14 protein-coding genes are annotated in these 17,370 nt (G+C 67.8%); 5 read left to right on the top strand and 9 right to left on the bottom strand.

Features of this window, described 5'->3' with window-relative positions:
* Window positions 1-34: 34 nt before the first annotated feature.
* Window positions 35-1,180: a 3-ketosteroid-9-alpha-monooxygenase, oxygenase component gene (locus G6N46_RS17130; protein ID WP_138247623.1), complete on the top strand. Its 1,146-nt coding sequence runs from the start codon at window positions 35-37 to the stop codon at window positions 1,178-1,180.
* 67 nt (window positions 1,181-1,247) lie between these two features.
* On the opposite strand, the gene G6N46_RS17125 is transcribed toward G6N46_RS17130, so the two are convergent.
* A complete protein-coding gene (locus G6N46_RS17125) occupies window positions 1,248-1,517 on the bottom strand; it encodes a hypothetical protein (RefSeq protein ID WP_138247624.1) in 270 nt (89 codons plus the stop codon).
* Between the two features lie 269 nt (window positions 1,518-1,786).
* Entirely contained in the window at window positions 1,787-2,704 is a 918-nt protein-coding gene (locus tag G6N46_RS17120; protein WP_163692838.1) for an alpha/beta hydrolase, read from the bottom strand.
* 97 nt (window positions 2,705-2,801) lie between these two features.
* On the opposite strand from G6N46_RS17120, the gene G6N46_RS17115 reads away from it, so the two are divergent.
* Both G6N46_RS17115 and G6N46_RS17110 read left to right on the top strand, forming a co-directional pair.
* On the top strand, window positions 2,802-4,289 hold the full coding sequence (locus tag G6N46_RS17115; RefSeq protein ID WP_138247626.1) for an amino acid permease: 1,488 nt from the start codon (window positions 2,802-2,804) through the stop codon (window positions 4,287-4,289).
* A 44-nt stretch (window positions 4,290-4,333) separates the two neighbouring features.
* Complete coding sequence (locus G6N46_RS17110; protein WP_138247627.1) at window positions 4,334-5,692, top strand: WS/DGAT/MGAT family O-acyltransferase; 1,359 nt, start codon at window positions 4,334-4,336, stop codon at window positions 5,690-5,692.
* A gap of 90 nt (window positions 5,693-5,782) precedes the next feature.
* Here the strand turns inward: G6N46_RS17110 and G6N46_RS17105 are convergent, their stop codons facing one another.
* The 3 genes from G6N46_RS17105 to G6N46_RS17095 all read right to left on the bottom strand — a co-directional run bounded on the left by G6N46_RS17105 (window position 5,783) and on the right by G6N46_RS17095 (window position 10,280).
* Window positions 5,783-6,679 carry a PDDEXK family nuclease gene (locus G6N46_RS17105; protein WP_234880479.1) on the bottom strand — a complete coding sequence of 299 codons (897 nt, stop codon included), beginning with the start codon at window positions 6,677-6,679 and terminating at the stop codon, window positions 5,783-5,785.
* A gap of 134 nt (window positions 6,680-6,813) precedes the next feature.
* Window positions 6,814-8,031 carry a septum formation family protein gene (locus tag G6N46_RS28940; RefSeq protein WP_138247628.1) on the bottom strand — a complete coding sequence of 406 codons (1,218 nt, stop codon included), beginning with the start codon at window positions 8,029-8,031 and terminating at the stop codon, window positions 6,814-6,816.
* Window positions 8,032-8,120: 89 nt separating this feature from the next.
* A complete protein-coding gene (locus G6N46_RS17095) occupies window positions 8,121-10,280 on the bottom strand; it encodes an acyl-CoA dehydrogenase family protein (protein WP_135357743.1) in 2,160 nt (719 codons plus the stop codon).
* Between the two features lie 144 nt (window positions 10,281-10,424).
* Here G6N46_RS17095 and G6N46_RS17090 point away from each other — a divergent pair, with 144 nt between their 5' ends.
* Window positions 10,425-11,648, top strand: a complete 1,224-nt coding sequence (locus G6N46_RS17090; RefSeq protein ID WP_135357742.1) for an alpha/beta hydrolase — start codon at window positions 10,425-10,427, stop codon at window positions 11,646-11,648.
* 47 nt (window positions 11,649-11,695) lie between these two features.
* Window positions 11,696-13,114, top strand: a complete 1,419-nt coding sequence (locus G6N46_RS17085; RefSeq protein WP_064861105.1) for a WS/DGAT/MGAT family O-acyltransferase — start codon at window positions 11,696-11,698, stop codon at window positions 13,112-13,114.
* Between the two features lie 20 nt (window positions 13,115-13,134).
* On the opposite strand, the gene G6N46_RS28355 is transcribed toward G6N46_RS17085, so the two are convergent.
* From G6N46_RS28355 to G6N46_RS17065, 4 genes are all read right to left on the bottom strand, one after another.
* Entirely contained in the window at window positions 13,135-13,497 is a 363-nt protein-coding gene (locus G6N46_RS28355; RefSeq protein WP_138247629.1) for a hypothetical protein, read from the bottom strand.
* A 248-nt stretch (window positions 13,498-13,745) separates the two neighbouring features.
* Entirely contained in the window at window positions 13,746-14,978 is a 1,233-nt protein-coding gene (locus G6N46_RS17075) for an alpha/beta hydrolase (protein WP_138247630.1), read from the bottom strand.
* A complete protein-coding gene (fadD12, locus tag G6N46_RS17070) occupies window positions 14,968-16,596 on the bottom strand; it encodes an acyl-CoA ligase FadD12 (RefSeq protein ID WP_138247631.1) in 1,629 nt (542 codons plus the stop codon). The genes G6N46_RS17075 and fadD12 overlap by 11 nt, the downstream gene beginning before the upstream one ends.
* Window positions 16,597-16,602: 6 nt before the next feature.
* The gene (locus tag G6N46_RS17065; protein ID WP_234785509.1) at window positions 16,603-17,355 is read right to left on the bottom strand and encodes a lysophospholipid acyltransferase family protein; all 753 of its coding nucleotides are present in this window, start codon (window positions 17,353-17,355) and stop codon (window positions 16,603-16,605) included.
* Between the last annotated feature and the right edge of the window lie 15 nt (window positions 17,356-17,370).

Genomic DNA, 17,370 nt, shown 5'->3' with positions numbered 1-17,370 from the left:
CCACAGGGCTCGGCGAATTCGGAAGGAACACAACATGTCTGAGGCTGAAGTCAGGCACATCGACGCGGGCGTGGAGATGACGCGGTTCGCGCGGGGCTGGCATTGCATCGGGTTGGCCGAGTCGTTCCGTGATGGCAAGCCGCACGCGGTGCAGGCATTCGGCACCAAGTTGGTGGTGTTCGCCGATTCGACGGGTGCGATCAAGGTGCTGGACGGGTACTGCAGGCACATGGGTGGTGACCTGTCCCAAGGCACCGTCAAAGGTGACGCGGTGGCGTGTCCGTTCCATGACTGGCGCTGGGGTGGGGACGGCAAGTGCCAGCTGGTGCCGTACGCCAAGCGCACGCCGCGGCTGGCCCGCACCCGCGCCTGGCTGACCACCGAGGTCAATGGGCAGCTGCTGATCTGGCACGACCCGGAAGGGTCGACGCCGGCTCTGGAGCTGACGCCGCCGGCCATCGAGGGGTATGAGGAAGGCCGGTGGTCGCCGTGGCAGTGGAACTCGCTGCTGATCGAGGGCTCGCACTGCCGGGAGATCGTCGACAACAACGTCGACATGGCGCACTTCTTCTACATCCATCACGCGTATCCGACGTACTTCAAGAACGTCATCGAGGGCCACACCGCGAGCCAGTTCATGGAGTCCAAGCCGCGGCCGGACTACGCGACGCGTGAGCTGTGGGACGGCACCTACCTGCGGTCGGAGGCCACCTATTTCGGGCCGGCGTACATGATCAACTGGCTGCACAACGATCTGGCGCCGAACTTCACCGTCGAGATCGCGCTGATCAACTGCCACTACCCGGTGACCCATGACTCGTTCGTGCTGCAGTGGGGCGTGGCGGTGCAGAACAACCCGGCGCTACCGCCCGAGAAGACCGCCAAGCTCGCGGCGTCGTTGAGCCGCAGTTTCGGGGACGGTTTCATGGAGGACGTCGAGATCTGGAAGAACAAGACCCGCATCGAGAACCCGCTGCTGACCGAGGAAGACGGCCCGGTCTACCAGCATCGCCGCTGGTACGAGCAGTTCTACGTCGACGTCGCCGACATCAAACCGGACATGGTCGCCCGGTTCGAGCAGGAAGTGGACACCACCCACGCCAACGACCTCTGGCACGAAGAGGTCGCCCAGAACCTGGCCAACCGCATCACCGTCGGTAAGGCGCACGCGGTCCAGTAGACGCCGAACAGCACTGAGCCGCCCTCGATTTCGAGAGCGGCTCAGTGGTAGATCGGGGTGTTGGAGCCTAGCGGGCCGGGTGCGCCTGCGGGCCCTGCACGATGGCGGCGAGCTGGCCCAGGTTCTGCAGCTTGTCCATGTCCGGAGCGGACGGGACCGGGACTGCGGAGAACGTCGGCAGCACCGGGTCGGCCGGCTTGTCCTGCAGCATGCCGAGGGCCATGTAGCCGGCCACGCCCAAGCCTGCCGCCGTCAGCACCACCGCAGCGGTGGAACGCCGGAACAGCTGCCGCAGCGGGCCGATGTTTTCGGTCGTCTGATGGGTCAGGGTGGTCATTGCCGTGCCTCTTCTCGGTGAAGATCACGACCGAGGTGGTCGTTGGTCTGTTCAACAACCATGCGCCCCGAAATGCTTCCCCGCAAGGGTTTATTTGATCGGCTAATTTTCTAAAAAGCCGCATTGACCTGCGTAAACATCAATTAGATAGTATGAACTAAGTAACGAAGATCACGCTCTCTCCGACGCTGCGGCCCGGGATCGGCTCTGCCGCAGCGGGCTTGCGGCGGCCGGGAACCGGCATGGCGGGCCGTTGAGTTAGCCGATGGTCAGCCGACGACGGCCGGGTTCAGCAGCGGCCGCAGGAACGCCACCTGGCTGGCGAAGAACGCGCGGGCGACCTGCGTCTTGGCGGCGACACCGTCGAACCCGTGATAGGCGCCCGGCACCACTTCCAGTTCGCACGGCACGCCCGCCGCGCGCAACCGCTCGGCGTACTCGACGTCCTCGTCGTGGAAGACGTCGAAGGTCCCGACCCCGACCCAGGCCGGCGGCAGCCCGGACAGATCGGCCCGCCGGGCGGGCACGGCCACCGCCGGATCAGCGCCGCCGAGGTACGCGCGCCAGCCGAAGCGGTTCGACTTCTGGGACCACAACCGCTGCCCAGGGTGGTCCAGCCCGGGCCGGCTGCCCGACCTGTCGTCGATCATGGGATACACCAGAAGCTGTGCTGCCAAGGGGATTTCGCCGCGGTCGTACGTCAGCTGCGCCAGTGCCGCCGCCAGTCCGCCACCGGCGCTCGCACCGCCGATCGCCACGCGGGCGGGGTCCACGGCCGGCAGCTCGACCAGCCAGCGCAGCGCCGTGTAGCAGTCCTCCAGCCCCGCCGGATACGGATTGTCGGGCGCCAGGCGGTACTTGACCGCCGCCACGGTGATGCCCAGTTCGTCGGCGAAGCGGCGGCACAACTTGTCGTCCTGGGCCGGCGAGCCGATGAGGTAACCGCCGCCGTGGATCCACAGCAGCGCACCGCCGCGCCCGGTTCCGGTCGACGGCCGGTGCAGCCGGATGCCGACTCCGGACGGGAGCGTCAGCACCTCGACCCCCTCCGGGACCCGGCGTTCCTGCAGGAGGGTGAGCTTGCGGACCAAGCGCAAGTTCAGCGGATTGACCGCGCTGCGCGGCATGAACCGTGCGGCCCGCGCCAGCTCGGGGTGGAAGTCGACTGTTTGGGAGAGACCCGACATCCGACCGACATTACCGACCTGGGCCGTCTCGGCGCGTTCACACACAGGAAACTCGTTGCCCTGCGCGAAACTGCGCATCAGTGTTCACTGAAACGCTATGACCTCTACGCCGCATACGCATGTCGAGCCGCCCGGTCTGACGGCCGAGGACGCGGGCTACCACCACACCCTCAAGCCGCGCCAGTTGCAGATGATCGCGATCGGCGGCGCCATCGGCACCGGCCTGTTCCTCGGTGCCGGCGGGCGGCTGCACAACGCGGGGCCGGGGTTGTTCCTCGTGTACCTGATCTGCGGCGGGTTCGTCTTCCTGATCCTGCGGGCCCTCGGGGAGCTGGTGCTGCACCGGCCGTCGTCGGGCTCGTTCGTGTCGTACGCGCGTGAATTCCTCGGGGAGAAGGCGGCTTACGTCGCCGGCTGGATGTACTTCCTGAACTGGGCCATGACGTCGATCGTCGACTCGACCGCCATCGCCACCTATTTCCACTACTGGTCGGCGTTCGACGCGATCCCGCAGTGGCTGATCGCGCTGATCGCGCTCGCCATCGTGCTGAGCATGAACCTGATCTCGGTGACGCTTTTCGGCGAGCTCGAGTTCTGGGCAGCGCTGATCAAAGTTGTTGCGCTGGTGACCTTCCTGGTGGTCGGCACGGTGTTCCTGGCCGGCCGGTTCAAGGTCGACGGTCAGTCCACCGGCTTCAGCGTCATCGCGGACCACGGTGGCCTGTTCCCGACCGGCCTGCTACCGCTGGTGGTGGTGACCTCGGGCGTCGTCTTCGCTTATGCCGCAGTCGAACTCGTCGGCACGGCGGCGGGCGAGACCGCCGAACCGCACAAGATCATGCCGCGTGCCATCAACTCGGTGATCTTCCGCATCGCGCTCTTCTACGTCGGCTCGCTGGTGCTGCTCGGCCTGCTGCTGCCGTACTCCGCGTACAAGCCGGGGGAGAGCCCGTTCGTCACGTTCTTCTCGAAGATCGGTTTCGAGGGCGCCGGCACCCTGATGAACGTCGTCGTGCTCACCGCGGCGTTCTCGAGCCTGAACGCCGGGCTGTACTCGACGGGCCGCATCCTGCGCTCGATGGCGATGAACGGCAGCGCCCCGAAGTTCACGGGCGTCATGTCCAAACGCGGTGTGCCGTATGGCGGCATCTGTCTCACCGCCAGCATCGGCCTGCTGGGTGTCGTGCTCAACGGTGTCGTGCCGGCGCAGGCGTTCGAGATCGTGCTCAACATGGCGGCGCTGGGCATCATCGCGTCGTGGGCCACCATCGTGATCTGTCAGTTGCAGCTGTTCCGCTGGTCGCAGCGCGGGGAGATGGTCAGGCCGGCGTTCCGGATGTGGGGCGCGCCGTACACCGGATATGCCACGCTGGTCTTCCTGGCCGCGGTGCTGGTGCTCATGGCGTTCGACAAGCCGGTGGGCACCTGGACGGTGGCGACGCTGGTGATCATCATCCCGGCGCTGATCCTCGGCTGGTACGCGGCGCGGGGCCGGGTGCTCGAGATCGCCAAGCAGCGCCAGGGCTTCACCGGCCAGTTCCCCGTGGTCGCCAACCCGCCGCCACCCGGCGAACGTCAACCTTGACGCGTTGACGTTTACCGCTCGCCGATTCGGGGTTTACTTGGCGGGTGGAGATCATGTCGCCAACCGATGCCATGTTCCTGCTCGGTGAATCGCGGGAGCATCCGATGCACGTCGGCGGCCTGCAGCTGTTCACCCCGCCCGAGGGATCCGGCCCCGAGTTCATCCATGACCTGTACCGGGACATGTTGGCGCACACCAACTTCAACCCCACCTATCGCAAACGCCCGGCGCGGATCCTGGGCGGCATAGCCAGCTTCGGCTGGGCGTATGACGACGAGGTCGACGTCGACTACCACCTGCGTCGCTCGGCGCTGCCGTCACCGGGCCGGGTTCGCGAGCTGCTCGACCTGTGCGGGCGGCTGCACACCAGCCTGTTGGACCGGCACCGCCCGCTGTGGGAGACGTACCTCGTCGAGGGTCTGGAGGACGGCCGGTTCGCCATCTACTCGAAGGCCCACCACGCGCTGCTCGACGGCGTCTCCGCGCTGCGGATGGCGATGCGCACGCTGTCCGACGACCCGGCCGAGCAGGAGGTGCGGGTGCCGTGGGACCTGCCGTCCCGCAGGCGCACGCCGAAACAGGGCCAATCCCTGATCGGTTCGGCGGCGGGCGCCGTCGGTGCGGCGGCCGGTATCGCGCCGTCGACCTTCCGGGTGGCCCGCGCCGTGCTACTGGAGCAGAACCTGACCCGGACCTTCAGTGCGCCGAAGACGATGTTCAACGTCAAGATCGGCGGCGCCCGACGGGTGGCGGCCCAGTCCTGGCCGATCGCCCGCATCAAGGCCGTCAAGCAGGCCGCCGGCGGCGTCACTGTCAACGACGTCGTGCTGGCCATGTGCTCCGGCGCCTTGCGCGCCTATCTGCTGGAGCAGGGTGCCCTGCCCGACGCCCCGCTGATCGCGATGGTCCCGGTGAGCCTGCGGTCCGAGGCAGACGCCGACGCCGGCGGCAACCAGGTCGGCGCGATCCTGTGCAACCTCGCCACCGACGTCAAGGATCCGGCGACGCGGCTGCAGACCATCGCCGACTCGATGCGCGGCAACAAGCAGGTGTTCTCCGGGCTGTCAAAGACGGAGTCGATGGCCCTGTCGGCGCTGCTGCTGTCCCCGATCGCGCTGTCCGCGGTACCGGGTTTCGTCGATGCCACCCCGCCGCCGTTCAACATCGTCATCTCGAACGTGCCGGGACCACGCGTGCCGATGTACTGGAAGGGCGCCCGGCTCGACGGGAATTACCCGCTGTCGATCGCCCTGGACGGCCAGGCGCTCAACATCACGCTGGTCAACAACGGCGACAACCTCGACTTCGGCCTGGTCGGCTGCCGGCACAGCGTGCCGCACCTGCAGCGCCTGCTGGGCCACCTCGAAGACTCGCTGACGGATCTGGAGGCCGCGGTGCGCTAGGCGTCCTGGCCATCAACGGCCGCGAAACTGACTGGGTGGCGGAAAACCTGCCCGGAAATCGCCCTGTGGTCAGTCTCGGTGCGGATCGGCTCACGAGGCGGACCGCCACGAAGGCTCCGCCCCGCCCGTCCTGAGTTCTACGTGGTCCACCGCTCCTCGTGACTTGCGGGCATGGGCAATTCTGCGGAGCACCACACCGGCAGAATCACGCGAAGTGACGCGGATGACGAGCCAGCTCATCTCGATCATCTCCTCGATCCGGGCGATGTCTTTGCGGACCTGATCTGGGTCCATGTGGTGCCGGCCCTCGTATTCGACCGCGACCTTCAACTCCGGCCAGGCGAAATCGACAACTCCGATCAGCACGGAGAATTCGTTGCAGATCGGATGCTGACTTTCGGGCGGTGGGAATCCAGCGCGAACAATCAGCAGTCGCAAGGCGGTTTCCCGGGGCGACTCTGCTTTCGGGTCAACCAGTGCGATGGCCTTCCGCGCCTGCCGGATCCCGCGCTGACCGGCTCGACGCTGCGCGGCCAGTTCGATATCAGCGACCGTCAGTTTCGTCGCACGCGCCAGTGCATCGATGGCGGCGACCGCGACGTCTTCAGGGAACTTGCGTGCCAGGTCGACCGCGGTGCGGGCGGCAGTGGTCAGGCGCAGTTCGCCGATATCGCACACCTCATCGGCCTCGGTGCTGTCGGCCCACACCACGATGCCGCGCGTCGGTCGACAGGGACTGCCAATGATGTTGGCGGGCAAGGACGGATCGATATACCTGGCTCCGTGCATTGCCGCCGCTGAGAATCCCGCGAGAACGCCCGTGCGGTGGGAGCGCAGCCATGCGGCCTTCGCTCGGATGATCGCGGTTGGTCGTGTTCCCCTCGGGACGTAAACATCCTTGTGGACTGCAACGAAATTCATCCGCAGCTGATGACGGGTCAGGCGACCCGCCGCCACTGCTTCACTGCCGATGAATGGCTCCCCCACGTCGGCAGTGTGCCCGGTGATTCTGCGGCGACGCCACCGTCAGTCGACGCACCCTGTGGATAACCTTCGCGAAACTGACCGGGTGGCGGAAAACCTGCCCGAAAATCGCCCTGTGGTCAGTCTCGGCGCGGGCCTTACAGCGGGGGCGGGGCCCAGGGCAGGGTGATCGGGGCCATGCCCGGGATCTCGAGCACGTGCGACGGCGGGGCCGGCTCGGCGGGTGGTGCCGGTTCGGCCGGGGGCGCCTGCGGTACGTGGGCCGGGTTGTCGACGGGCGACGCCGGGGCTGCCGGCGGCGCGGTGGTATCGGTGACGGAAGCGCTTGGCGCCTCGGCGGTTTGGGCCACCGACGCCGCTGACGACGCAGTCGATGTCGCCGACGAAGACGAAGACGGTGCCGCTGCCGTACTCGGGGCCGCGGCGGTGGTCGGCGCGCTGCTCGTCGGCGCGACGGTCGTCGTCGTAGCCGGCGGGGGCGGTGCGACCGGATGCGCGGCCACGGGAGCGGGTACTGCGGTGGCGCCGCCGGGGGCCTTGACGCTTCCGGTCATCGGGCCGGGTGTGCGCGGCGCCAGGGCGCAGAGCACCTGGTGGCTGCCGGCGGACCAGCTGGCCGGCCCGATCGGTCGGTGGTTCAGGGTCAATGCGCTGCCGGACAGGGTCTTTGGCGCCAGATACGCGGTGGCCATCGTGACGCAGGCGGGCCGCAGTACCTCTTCCTGCTCGGCATCCGAGGGCGGCGGGCCGTCGTGGAAGTGTGCGTCGAGGTCGATGGGGCCGACGGCCTCGACCGAGTGCGGTTCGGCGCAGTCCACGGGCACCAGGTCCGTCTGCCCGCCCTTCATGTCGGCTCCCAGGCAGGTGCCCGGCGGCCATACCCGTGACTGGTCCTGTTCGGCGACGAGCCCGCGGAACGGCAGCTGCGCGCCGTTCGGGCCGGGCAGTTGCAGTCCGCACAGCGAGATGCGGGACCCGGAACCCTCGCCCACCGAGCGCAGCAGGCCGTACGCGAATCGGCCGTTCGGGTCGTAGTGCGATCCGAGGTACCGGCGTCCCGACACCGCGCAGGATTCCTGGTCGCCGTCTCCCGGGACGGCGTTGACGACCTCGAACAGGTGCGGGCTGCTGCACTGGACGAACGCGGGGCGCTGTGGCGGCTCAGGTTGCCAGGTCAGGCAGCTGCCGGCGTTCGCGCTGCGGAAGACGGCGTCGGTGTGGTCGTCGTCGGTCGCGCCGCCCGCGGACGGGCCGACAGCGGCCACGGTGACCACGCCGGCGATCAGTTGGGCGCACAGCAAAGCCGCTAGCAAAGCGCGGCGCTGCGTCCCGAACTTGACCGATAGCACACTCATCGGTGCCTAGCGTAACATATCTGGCCGATCGGCGCAGCTTGGCGCAGCTATCTCCACCGAGTCTCTACCGACTCGTGACGGGTGAGCGCCTACTTGAGCAAAGGATCACGGGGCAGGCCGAGAATGCGTTCGGCGATGGTGTTCCGGGTGATCTCCGAGGTGCCGCCGGCGATGGTCATGGCGCGGTAGCCCAGGTAGGCCTGGGTGAGCGCGGGAGTTTGCCCGGTCACGGCCGCGGCGCCGGCCAGCTTCATGCCCAGCTCGGTCTGGCGCTGCCCCTGTTCGGCCACCACGAGTTTTGTGACGTTGCCCTCGGGCCCCGGGCCGGTGCCCGCGATGGCCCGGCTGATCCGGCGCAGATTCAGCAGCCGCAGGGTGTGTCCCTCGGCGATCACGGCGCCGGCCCGGTCGCGCAGCCCGGCCGCGAGTTCCGGCGGGGCCGCGTCCAGCAGGGCGATCAGATCGTCCGCGCTGAAGCCGGACTGCGCGCCGGAGCCGCCACCGATCGACAGGCGCTCGTTCCCCAGCGTCGCGCGCGCCACCAGCCAGCCCTTGTTGACGTCACCGATGACGTCGGCGTCCGGGACGAACACGTCGTCGAAGAACACCTCGTTGAAGTGGGCGTTGCCGGTCAGGCCCTTGAGGGGGTTGACGGTCACGCCGGGCGCCTTCATGTCGATCGCCATCATCGTGACGCCGGCGTGCTTGGGGGCGTCGGGATCGGTGCGGACGGTGGCCAGGCCCCACTGGCAGTACTGGGCCAGGCTGGTCCACACCTTCTGCCCGGTCACCAGCCAGCCGCCGTCGACCTTCTTGGCGCTGGTGCGCACCGCGGCGGCGTCCGAGCCGGCCTCGGGTTCGGAGAACAGCTGGCACCACATGATCTCGCCACGCAGTACCGGGTATACCCAGCGCTCACGCTGGTCGTCGGTGCCGGCCTGCGCGATGGTCAGCGTCACCCAGCCGGTGATGCCCAGGTCGGGCCGCTCCACATCGCGGAACTCCTCCTCGATCACCAACTGCTCCAGCACGCCCGCGTCCCGGCCCCACGGCTTGGGCCAGTGCGGCACCAGATAGCCGGAATCGACGAGAAAGTCGCGCTTCTTGTCTTCCGTCAACGACCGCAGGGTGGCGACGGCGTCGCGGGCGGCGGTGCGATATTCGGCCGCTTCCTCGGGCAGTGCGAACGACGCGCCGTGGGCCCGGCCGGTGCGCTGCCCGTCGACCACATCGGCCAGCGGGTCGGCGCCGTCTCCCGTCAATGCGGACAGTGTGAGGGCCCGGCGCAGGTACAGGTGCGCGTCGTGCTCCCAGGTGAAGCCGATGCCGCCGTGCAGCTGAATGTTGTTCTCCGCGTTGAAGACCTGGCTGTGCATCGCCTGGGTGGCGGCCACGGCCGCGCCGAACCAGGTGTCGTCCAGATCGTCGGCGCGTGCCGCGTCCCATGCGGCGGCGGTGGTGAGTTCGGCCGCCACCAGCATGTTGGCGGCATGGTGTTTGACGGCCTGGAACGTGCCGATGGTGCGGCCGAACTGCTCGCGCACCTTGGCGTACTCGACGGCCATCTCCAGCGCCGCCCAGCTGATCCCGACGGCTTCGGCGGCGGCCAGAATGCGAAAAGCGTTGTGCGCCTTGATGGCTGCATCGCGGATGACGGCGATGGCCTCGACCTGGTCCAGCGTCACCGAGCCGATGCTGCGCGTGGTGTCAGCCCCGGCCAGCGGGGTGACGGTGACTCCGTTGGCCTGGGCGTCGACGACCACCAAGTCGTCACCGGCGACCAGGACCAGAAGCGCGGCATCGGGCGCGCCCAGCACCGTGGGGCTCTCGCCGAACACGGTGTGGCCGGTGATGTGAACGTGGCCCGACAAACCCAGGGCGGCGACGGTGCTGCCGTCGGCCAGCCCGGGCAGCAGCGCCGCGCGCAGCTCCTCGGTTCCGCACCGGTCGATGACGACGCCGGCGGCGACGGTCGGCAGGAACGGCCCGGGGCACAATTCGCGGCCCTGCGCCTCGAGCACCACCGCCAGCTCGGGCAGCCCGAAACCGGAGCCACCGTACGCCTCGGGGATCGCCAGGCCCTGCCACCCCAGATCGGCCGCGGCCGTCCAGAAGCCGGCCGGATGCGACGGCCCACCCTCGAGCGTGGCGCGGGCGGCGGCCCGGCTACCGAGCCGGTGCAGCAGTCCCGCCGCTGAGTCCGCGAGGTCGTTGTGGTCGTCGGTGATCGCCAGCGCTGAGGTACCCATCGCTCGACTGTAAGCACGACGGTACGACTTCGAATAGGCCCTGGTCAGCTGTGATGCACTTCACAGATCGGCAGTCGCCGAACTGTGACCGCGAACTTGCCGTGGCCCCGAAACCGCGTGGTCAGCCCGGTGTACGCTCGCGAAATGACGGCTCGACCGAACAATGATGTTCACGGCCCTTCCCTGGCCACCAGGCTGCGCTGGTTCATGGCAGCCAAGCCCTCCGATCATCTGTTGGCGATGGCCACGGCGGCCGCGTCGCTGCCGGTGATCGGCAAGAGTCTCGAGCCGCTCGGCGGCGCCACCGCGATGACCCTCTGGGGCATGCGGCACGTGCCCAGCTTCTGGGCGTCGACGTCGAAGGCGCTGTTCACTCCCAGCGTCGCCGAGATCCGCCGGGCCGAGCGCGACTGCACCAACGAGGTCGTCCGCGCCGCGCTGACGGGCGTCGTGCCACCCAAGGAACTCGACATCGAATGGCCGGCGCCCGAGCGCACGCCGCCGTTCTGGCGGGCACGCGAACACCGGCGCCAGGTGCACCGCACGTCGGTGCGCTACGGCGACAGCCCGTCGCAACTGCTGGACGTCTGGCGCGCCGACGACCTGCCCAGCGAGCCGGCCCCGGTCCTGATCTATCTGCCCGGCGGGGCCTGGGTGCACGGCAGCCGGCTGCTGCAGGGCTATGCCCTGATGAGCCATCTGGCCCAGCACGGCTGGGTCTGTCTGTCCATCGACTACCGCGTGGCCCCGAATCACCGTTGGCCGCAACACATCACCGACGTCAAGACTGCGATCGCGTGGGCCCGGGCCAACGTCGACAAGTTCGGTGGCGACCGCGACTTCATAGCCATCTCCGGTGGCTCGGCCGGTGGGCACCTCGCCGCGCTGGCGGGTCTGACGGCCAACGATCCCGAACTGCAGACCGAGCTGCCCGAGGGCGCCGACACGTCGGTCGACGCCGTTGTCGGCATCTACGGCCGGTACGACTGGGAGGACCGGTCCACCAAGGAGCGCGAGGAGTTCGTCGACTTCCTGGAGCGCGTCGTGGTCCGGCGCCGCATCGACAAACACCCGGAGATCTACCGGCAGGCGTCGCCGATCGCGCGCGTGCACCGCGATGCGCCGCCGTTCCTCGTCATTCACGGCAGCGGCGACAGCGTGATCCCGGTGGCGCAGGCGCGGGACTTCGTACACGAGCTGCGCGCGGTGTCCGATTCCACGGTCAGTTACATCGAATTGCCCGGTGCCGGACACGGTTTCGACATGATCGACGGTGCCCGCACGGGGTCGATGGCCACTGCCATAGGGTTGTTCCTCGACGAGGTTCGCCGGAACCAGAACCTGCACTGTGTCGAAGAGGTCGTCTAGACCGATCGACTGGCCGAGGTTCCGACCCGAAGCGCAGGAGAGGTCGAGTGAAACGACTGAGTGGGTGGGACGCGTTCCTGCTGTATTCGGAAACGCCCAACGTGCACATGCACACCCTCAAGATCGCCGTCATCGACCTGGCCGGCCTCGGTGATCGCACCTTCGGGATCAACGAATTCCGCCGCGTGCTGCGCGAACGGCTGTACAAGCTGGAGCCCTTCGGCTACCAACTCGTCGACATCCCCTTCAAGTTCCACCATCCGATGTGGCGCGAGCACGCCGAGGTCGACCTCGAGTACCACGTGCGGCCGTGGCGGGTTGCCGCTCCGGGTGGTCGCCGCGAACTGGACGAGGCCATCGGCGAAATCGCCAGTACCCCACTGGATCGCAGCCGGCCGCTGTGGGAGATGTACCTCGTCGAAGGTCTGGCCAACGGGCGGGTCGCCGTGGTCGGCAAGATCCATCACGCGTTGGCCGACGGGGTGGCCTCGGCCAACCTGCTGGCGCTCGGTATGGACATCACCGAGGGACCGCAACGCGACAATGATCTGTACGTGACGGATCCGGCGCCGTCGCGCGGCCAGCTCGTCCGGTCGGCGTTCGCGGACCACCTTCGGCAGATCGCACGCTTCCCCGGCGTCGTGAAGTACACCGCCGACGGTATGGCGCGGGTACGCAAGAGCAGCCGCAAGCTGTCGCCCGAACTGACCCGGCCGTTCACGCCGCCGCCGAGCTTCATGAACCACGTGATCACGCCCCAGCGACGTTTCGCCACAGCCACTTTGGCGCTCGCGGATGTCAAGGAGACCAGCAAGAAGCTCGGCGTCACCATCAACGACCTGGTGCTGGCCATGTCGTCGGGCGCGTTGCGCGAGCTGCTGCTGAAGTACGACGGCAAGGCCGATCACCCGCTGTTGGCATCGGTGCCGATGAGCTACGACTTCTCGCCGGATCGTATCTCCGGCAACCGATTCAGTGGCGTGCTGATCGCGCTGCCGGTCGACGTCGACGACGCTGCGCAGCGCGTCCAGCAGGCCCGCGAGGCCGCCCTGCTGGCCAAGGAGAGTCACCAGCTGGTCGGCCCGGAGCTCGTCGCCCGGTGGGCGGCCTACATGCCGCCGGCGCCGATGGAGTCCATGTTCCGCCGGCTGTCCAACAAGGACGGGCAGAACAAGGTGCTGAACCTCAACATCTCGAACGTCCCCGGACCCCGGGAAGTCGGCAAGGTGGGCGGCGCGACCGTCACCGAGATCTATTCGGTCGGACCGCTCACCGCGGGCAGCGGCCTGAACATCACGGTGTGGAGCTACGTCGACCAGCTCAACATCTCGGTTCTCGCCGACGGCTCGACCACCGACGATCCGCACGAGGTGACCGCGGGCATGGTCGAGGACTTCAAGCAGATCCGCAGGGCCGCAGGGCTTTCCGAGGAGCTGACGGTCGTCGAGACCGCCATGGCGCAGTAGCGTTTGCGCCCGGCCGCTCTTCAGTCCGACGGGCGGTTGCGGAATCGTTTGTGGAGCACCTGCCGCGACACCCCCATGATCCGTCCGATCTCGGCCCAGGTCCATCCGTTGGCGCGGGCCTGACGCACGGCCTGCTCGTACTGCTTCTTCGCGCTGTCGAGATCGTCGCGCGCCTGAGCCAGCGCGCGTCGGCTGATGCCGCCGAATACGTCCGCGGCTATCGGGTCAGGTTCGGGTGGTTCGTCTTCGAACGACCAGTCATCGTCATCATCATCGTCGAGGCCGTGTGCTTTCCGGAACGCATCGCCGGCGGCGTCGATCTCTTCGCGCGTCGGACGGCGTTGTTGTGGTTCCCACCAGAATCGCTCGGCTGCGTAAGTCATGGCATATACCTTCCGGGGTCATTGCGGAAAGTATGTGTCGCGGGTCCGACAAGTTGGGTGTGCCCGAGACCGACGCGACCTGTCTCCAAGTGGGTTCGGGCTGGGAGTCGTCACCTCGGGCTGACGGTGTCAATTCAAGGTGACAATGTCAGCCCAAGGTGACGGGTCCAGATCGGACATGTCGATGAGAGCGGCGGACCGAATGGGGTCCTGCTTCGGTCGCGAGCTGAGAACGCGGACGGTGACTGTCAACCGACGGCGACGTTGCTCGCGGCATGCCCCTTCTCGACCCGCACCCACTCGAGGAACCGCGTGATCGCCTCGGCGGTGTAGCGGCCGTGTGCCGAGCCGAACACGTCGAATGCGTGCTGCGCGTTGGGGATCTCGGCGTACGCCACCGGCGCCGGTGACTGCGCCCGCAACGCGGCGACGAAATCCCGTCCCTCCTGGACGTCGATCAACGTGTCGTTGGTGCCGTGCAGCACGAAGAACGGCGGGGCGTCGGGACCGATCCGCTTGATGGGGGAGGCGTCCAGGAACACCTGCGAATCGTTGGCGAACCGCTTCTTGATGATCAGCTGCTCGAGGGCCCGCATCATCTCGGCGCGCCCGGGGCCTTCGAAGCCGAACCAGTCGTACCGGCCGTACACCGGGACCGCGGCCACCACCGAGGTGTCGGCGTCCTCGAAGCCCGGCTGCCACTGGGGATCCCCGGGAGTCAACGCCGCCAATGACGACAGGTGACCGCCCGCCGAGCCGCCGCTGATCGCCACGAAATCGGGGTCGCCGCCGTACTCGGCGATGTGTTCCTTGACCCAGGCCAAGGCCTGCTTGACGTCGATGATGTGTGCCGGCCATTGATGTTTCGGGCTGACGCGGTAGCCGATGGACACACAGATCCAGCCGCGGTCGGCCAGGGCGCCCATCAGCGGGTAGGCCTGCGGCCGACGATCGCCGAGCATCCAGCCGCCGCCCGGAACCTGAAGCAGCACAGGGGCTTTGCCGTCGCGCGGCAGGTCGGGGCGACGCCAGATGTCGGCCAGGTTGGCGCGGTGCGGGCCGTACTTGACGGTGTCCTTGTTGTATTTGCGGCGTGACAGCATGGTGCGTCCGATGCCGGGCAGGCGCGGGACGCCCGGGTCGGCGGGATTGCGCGGACCGATCACGTCGGTCAGGGGCTCCTCGAACGCCGGCTGCGAGCTCCGGCTCCGGGCGAAGATGTATCCCAGGACGGCCCAGGTGATCGCGTTGATAACCAACGCGATTCGGCCGCCGGTGCCCGAGAAATCGCCGCGCCGGCCGCGGCGGACCGCGGACAGCACCGAGGAACTGAGCATTAATCCGGCCGCTTCACTGGAGGGCCAGCCATAGGCGAACGCGACGATGCCGGGGTTTCCGGACCGCGCGAGCGGGCGGGCCGCGTTGGTGGCGTTGACGAGTCCGAGCACGGCCCGCAGCAGGGTCACCGGTTTACGCGCCATCGACCAGCGCCTTCAACTCGCGGCGGTCGATCTTGCCGGTGCTGTTGCGGGGCAGTTCGGCCAGCACCGTAATCGACCGTGGCACTTTGTAATTGGCCAGGTTGTCGCGCACGTGCTGCTTGAGCGCATCTTCGGTGGTTTCCGCCCCGTCGGTCAGCACGACGAACGCCACCAGCCGCTGGCCGTACTGCTCGTCGTCGACACCCAGCACGGTGGCCTCGGCCACCTCGGGGTGCGTCAGCAGCGTCTTCTCCACCTCGATCGGGTAGACGTTCTCGCCGCCCGACACGATCATCTCGTCGTCGCGGCCGACGACGAACAGGCGGCCGGCGGCATCGAGATAGCCGACATCGCCCGAGGACATGTAGTCCTGGTGGAAATCGTTTGTGGCACCGGAGGTGTAACCGTCGAACTGCGTGGAGTTGCGCACGTAGATGGTGCCGACCTCACCCGTCGGCAACTCCTTGAAGTCGCCGTCCAGGATCTTGATCTCGGTGCCCTCGGCGGGGCGGCCGGCGGTATCGGGGGCGGCGCGCAGGTCGGCCGGCGTCGCGGTGGCGATCATGCCGGCCTCGGTGGCGTTGTAGTTGTTGTAGATGACGTCACCGAACTGGTCCATGAACGACGTGACGACGTCGGGACGCATGCGCGAGCCGGAGGCCGCGGCGAACCGCAGCGAGCGGCCGCTGTAGCGGTTGCGGATGTGGTCCGGCAGCTCCATGATCCGGTCGAACATCACTGGGACGACACACAATCCGGTCGCCTGGTACTTGTCGACCAGCGCCAGCGTGGCCTGCGGGTCGAACTTGCGCCGCGTGACGACGGTGCAGGCCATCGATGCCGCGAACACCAGTTGCGAGAAGCCCCAGGCGTGGAACATCGGCGCGACGACGACGGTCGTCTCCTCGGTGCGCCAGGGCGTGCGGTCTAGGATCGCCTTCAGCGCGTCCACGCCACCGCCGGAATGCTTGGCGCCCTTGGGAGTTCCGGTGGTTCCGGAGGTCAGCAGGATCACGCGGCTCTTCTCGCCCGTGCGTCGCGGCTGCAGCCCGCGATGGTCGATGATGAGTGACTCGACGGTCAGTGGGTGGTCCTCGGTGTCGGTCCACGCCACGATCCGGGTCACTTCGGACCGCCCCGTGCGGTCTTCCAAAGCACGATCGACGGTCGCGGTGAACTCTTCGTCATAGATGATGACGTCGACGTTCTCGCGGGCCACGACCTCGGCCATCGCCGGGCCCGCGAAGGAAGTGTTGAGCAGCAACACATCCGCGCCGATGCGGTTGGCCGCGATCAGGGAGTCGACGAAGCCCCGGTGGTTGCGCGCCATGATGCCGACGACCTTGGCCGAGGGCAGCGTCTGCAGTGCGGCGGCGAACGCGTCGCCCCGCTTGTCGAGCTCACTGAAGGTCAGTGTGCCGAGTTCGTCGATGAGGCCGGGACGGTTACCGCAGCGCTGCGCAGAACTCGCGAAACCCGAAGTGACGCTCATGTTTTCGCGCGCCATGGCGCCGGCGATCCGGACGTATTTGTCCGGACGGAGCGGGGCGATGACACCGGCCCGGACCATGGTGTTGACCAGGCCGGCTGTTGCGGTCAGCTTGTCGGTGATACCCACGGCCGGTCAGCCTAGTACCGGGAAGCGACGCTCTTCGGCGAGTTCGTCGAGGGCGTCCTGCATGACCTTGCGGACATGCGCGTCGACCGCGTCGATGTCGGGCTCATCGCCGGACTCGAACGCGATGGCCGTGGGATCGACGGGCGGCAGCACCTGCATGACGATCTTCGACGGCAGCGGCACGTTGAACGGCAGCACGGCGGACAGCCCGAACGGCAGGCCGATGGACAGCGGCACCACCTTGGCACGGGCGGCGCGTGCGATGGGACCGAGTGCCTTGGCGATCTTCTCGCCGCGGGTGAGGAAGATTTGGGTCTCCTGGCCGCCGATGCCGACCATCGGCACGATCGGCACGCCGGCGTTGATCGCCGCCTTCACGTAGCCCTTGCGACCGTCGAAGTCGATCTTGTTGGCGTCGGTCGACGGCCGGTAGACGTCGTAGTCACCGCCGGGGAAGACGACGACGAGGCCGCCCGAGCGCAGCGCCTCGTCGGCGTTCTCGTGGCTGGCCAGGATGTAGCCGGTCTTCTTGAAGAAGTCCGCGGTCGGGCCGACCATCAGCATGGCGTGGCTGAGGGTGTAGACGGGACGGTCGTAGCCGTACTTGTCGTAGAAATGCGATGAGAAGATCGGCACGTCCATGGGCAGCATGCCGCCCGAGTGGTTGCTCACCACCAGCGCGCCGCCGAGGGGAATGTTCTCCAATCCGCGGACCTCGGATCGGTGATACACCTTCAGCAGCGGGCGGAGAATCCCCATGACCTTCTCGGTCAG

Source organism: Mycolicibacterium phocaicum, assembly GCF_010731115.1.
Lineage (GTDB): Bacteria > Actinomycetota > Actinomycetes > Mycobacteriales > Mycobacteriaceae > Mycobacterium > Mycobacterium phocaicum.
This window is presented reverse-complemented; position numbering and strand designations above follow the sequence as displayed.

Bases quoted from the DNA above. Each gene is read 5' to 3' on its own strand.
- G6N46_RS17130 (WP_138247623.1), top strand. From the start codon at position 35: ATGTCTGAGGCTGAAGTCAGGCACATCGACGCGGGCGTGGAGATGACG.
- G6N46_RS17125 (WP_138247624.1), bottom strand. From the start codon at position 1,517: ATGACCACCCTGACCCATCAGACGACCGAAAACATCGGCCCGCTGCGG.
- G6N46_RS17120 (WP_163692838.1), bottom strand. From the start codon at position 2,704: ATGTCGGGTCTCTCCCAAACAGTCGACTTCCACCCCGAGCTGGCGCGG.
- G6N46_RS17115 (WP_138247626.1), top strand. From the start codon at position 2,802: ATGACCTCTACGCCGCATACGCATGTCGAGCCGCCCGGTCTGACGGCC.
- G6N46_RS28940 (WP_138247628.1), bottom strand. From the start codon at position 8,031: ATGAGTGTGCTATCGGTCAAGTTCGGGACGCAGCGCCGCGCTTTGCTA.
- G6N46_RS17095 (WP_135357743.1), bottom strand. From the start codon at position 10,280: ATGGGTACCTCAGCGCTGGCGATCACCGACGACCACAACGACCTCGCG.
- G6N46_RS17090 (WP_135357742.1), top strand. From the start codon at position 10,425: ATGACGGCTCGACCGAACAATGATGTTCACGGCCCTTCCCTGGCCACC.
- G6N46_RS28355 (WP_138247629.1), bottom strand. From the start codon at position 13,497: ATGACTTACGCAGCCGAGCGATTCTGGTGGGAACCACAACAACGCCGT.
- G6N46_RS17075 (WP_138247630.1), bottom strand. From the start codon at position 14,978: ATGGCGCGTAAACCGGTGACCCTGCTGCGGGCCGTGCTCGGACTCGTC.
- G6N46_RS17065 (WP_234785509.1), bottom strand. From the start codon at position 17,355: ATGGGGATTCTCCGCCCGCTGCTGAAGGTGTATCACCGATCCGAGGTC.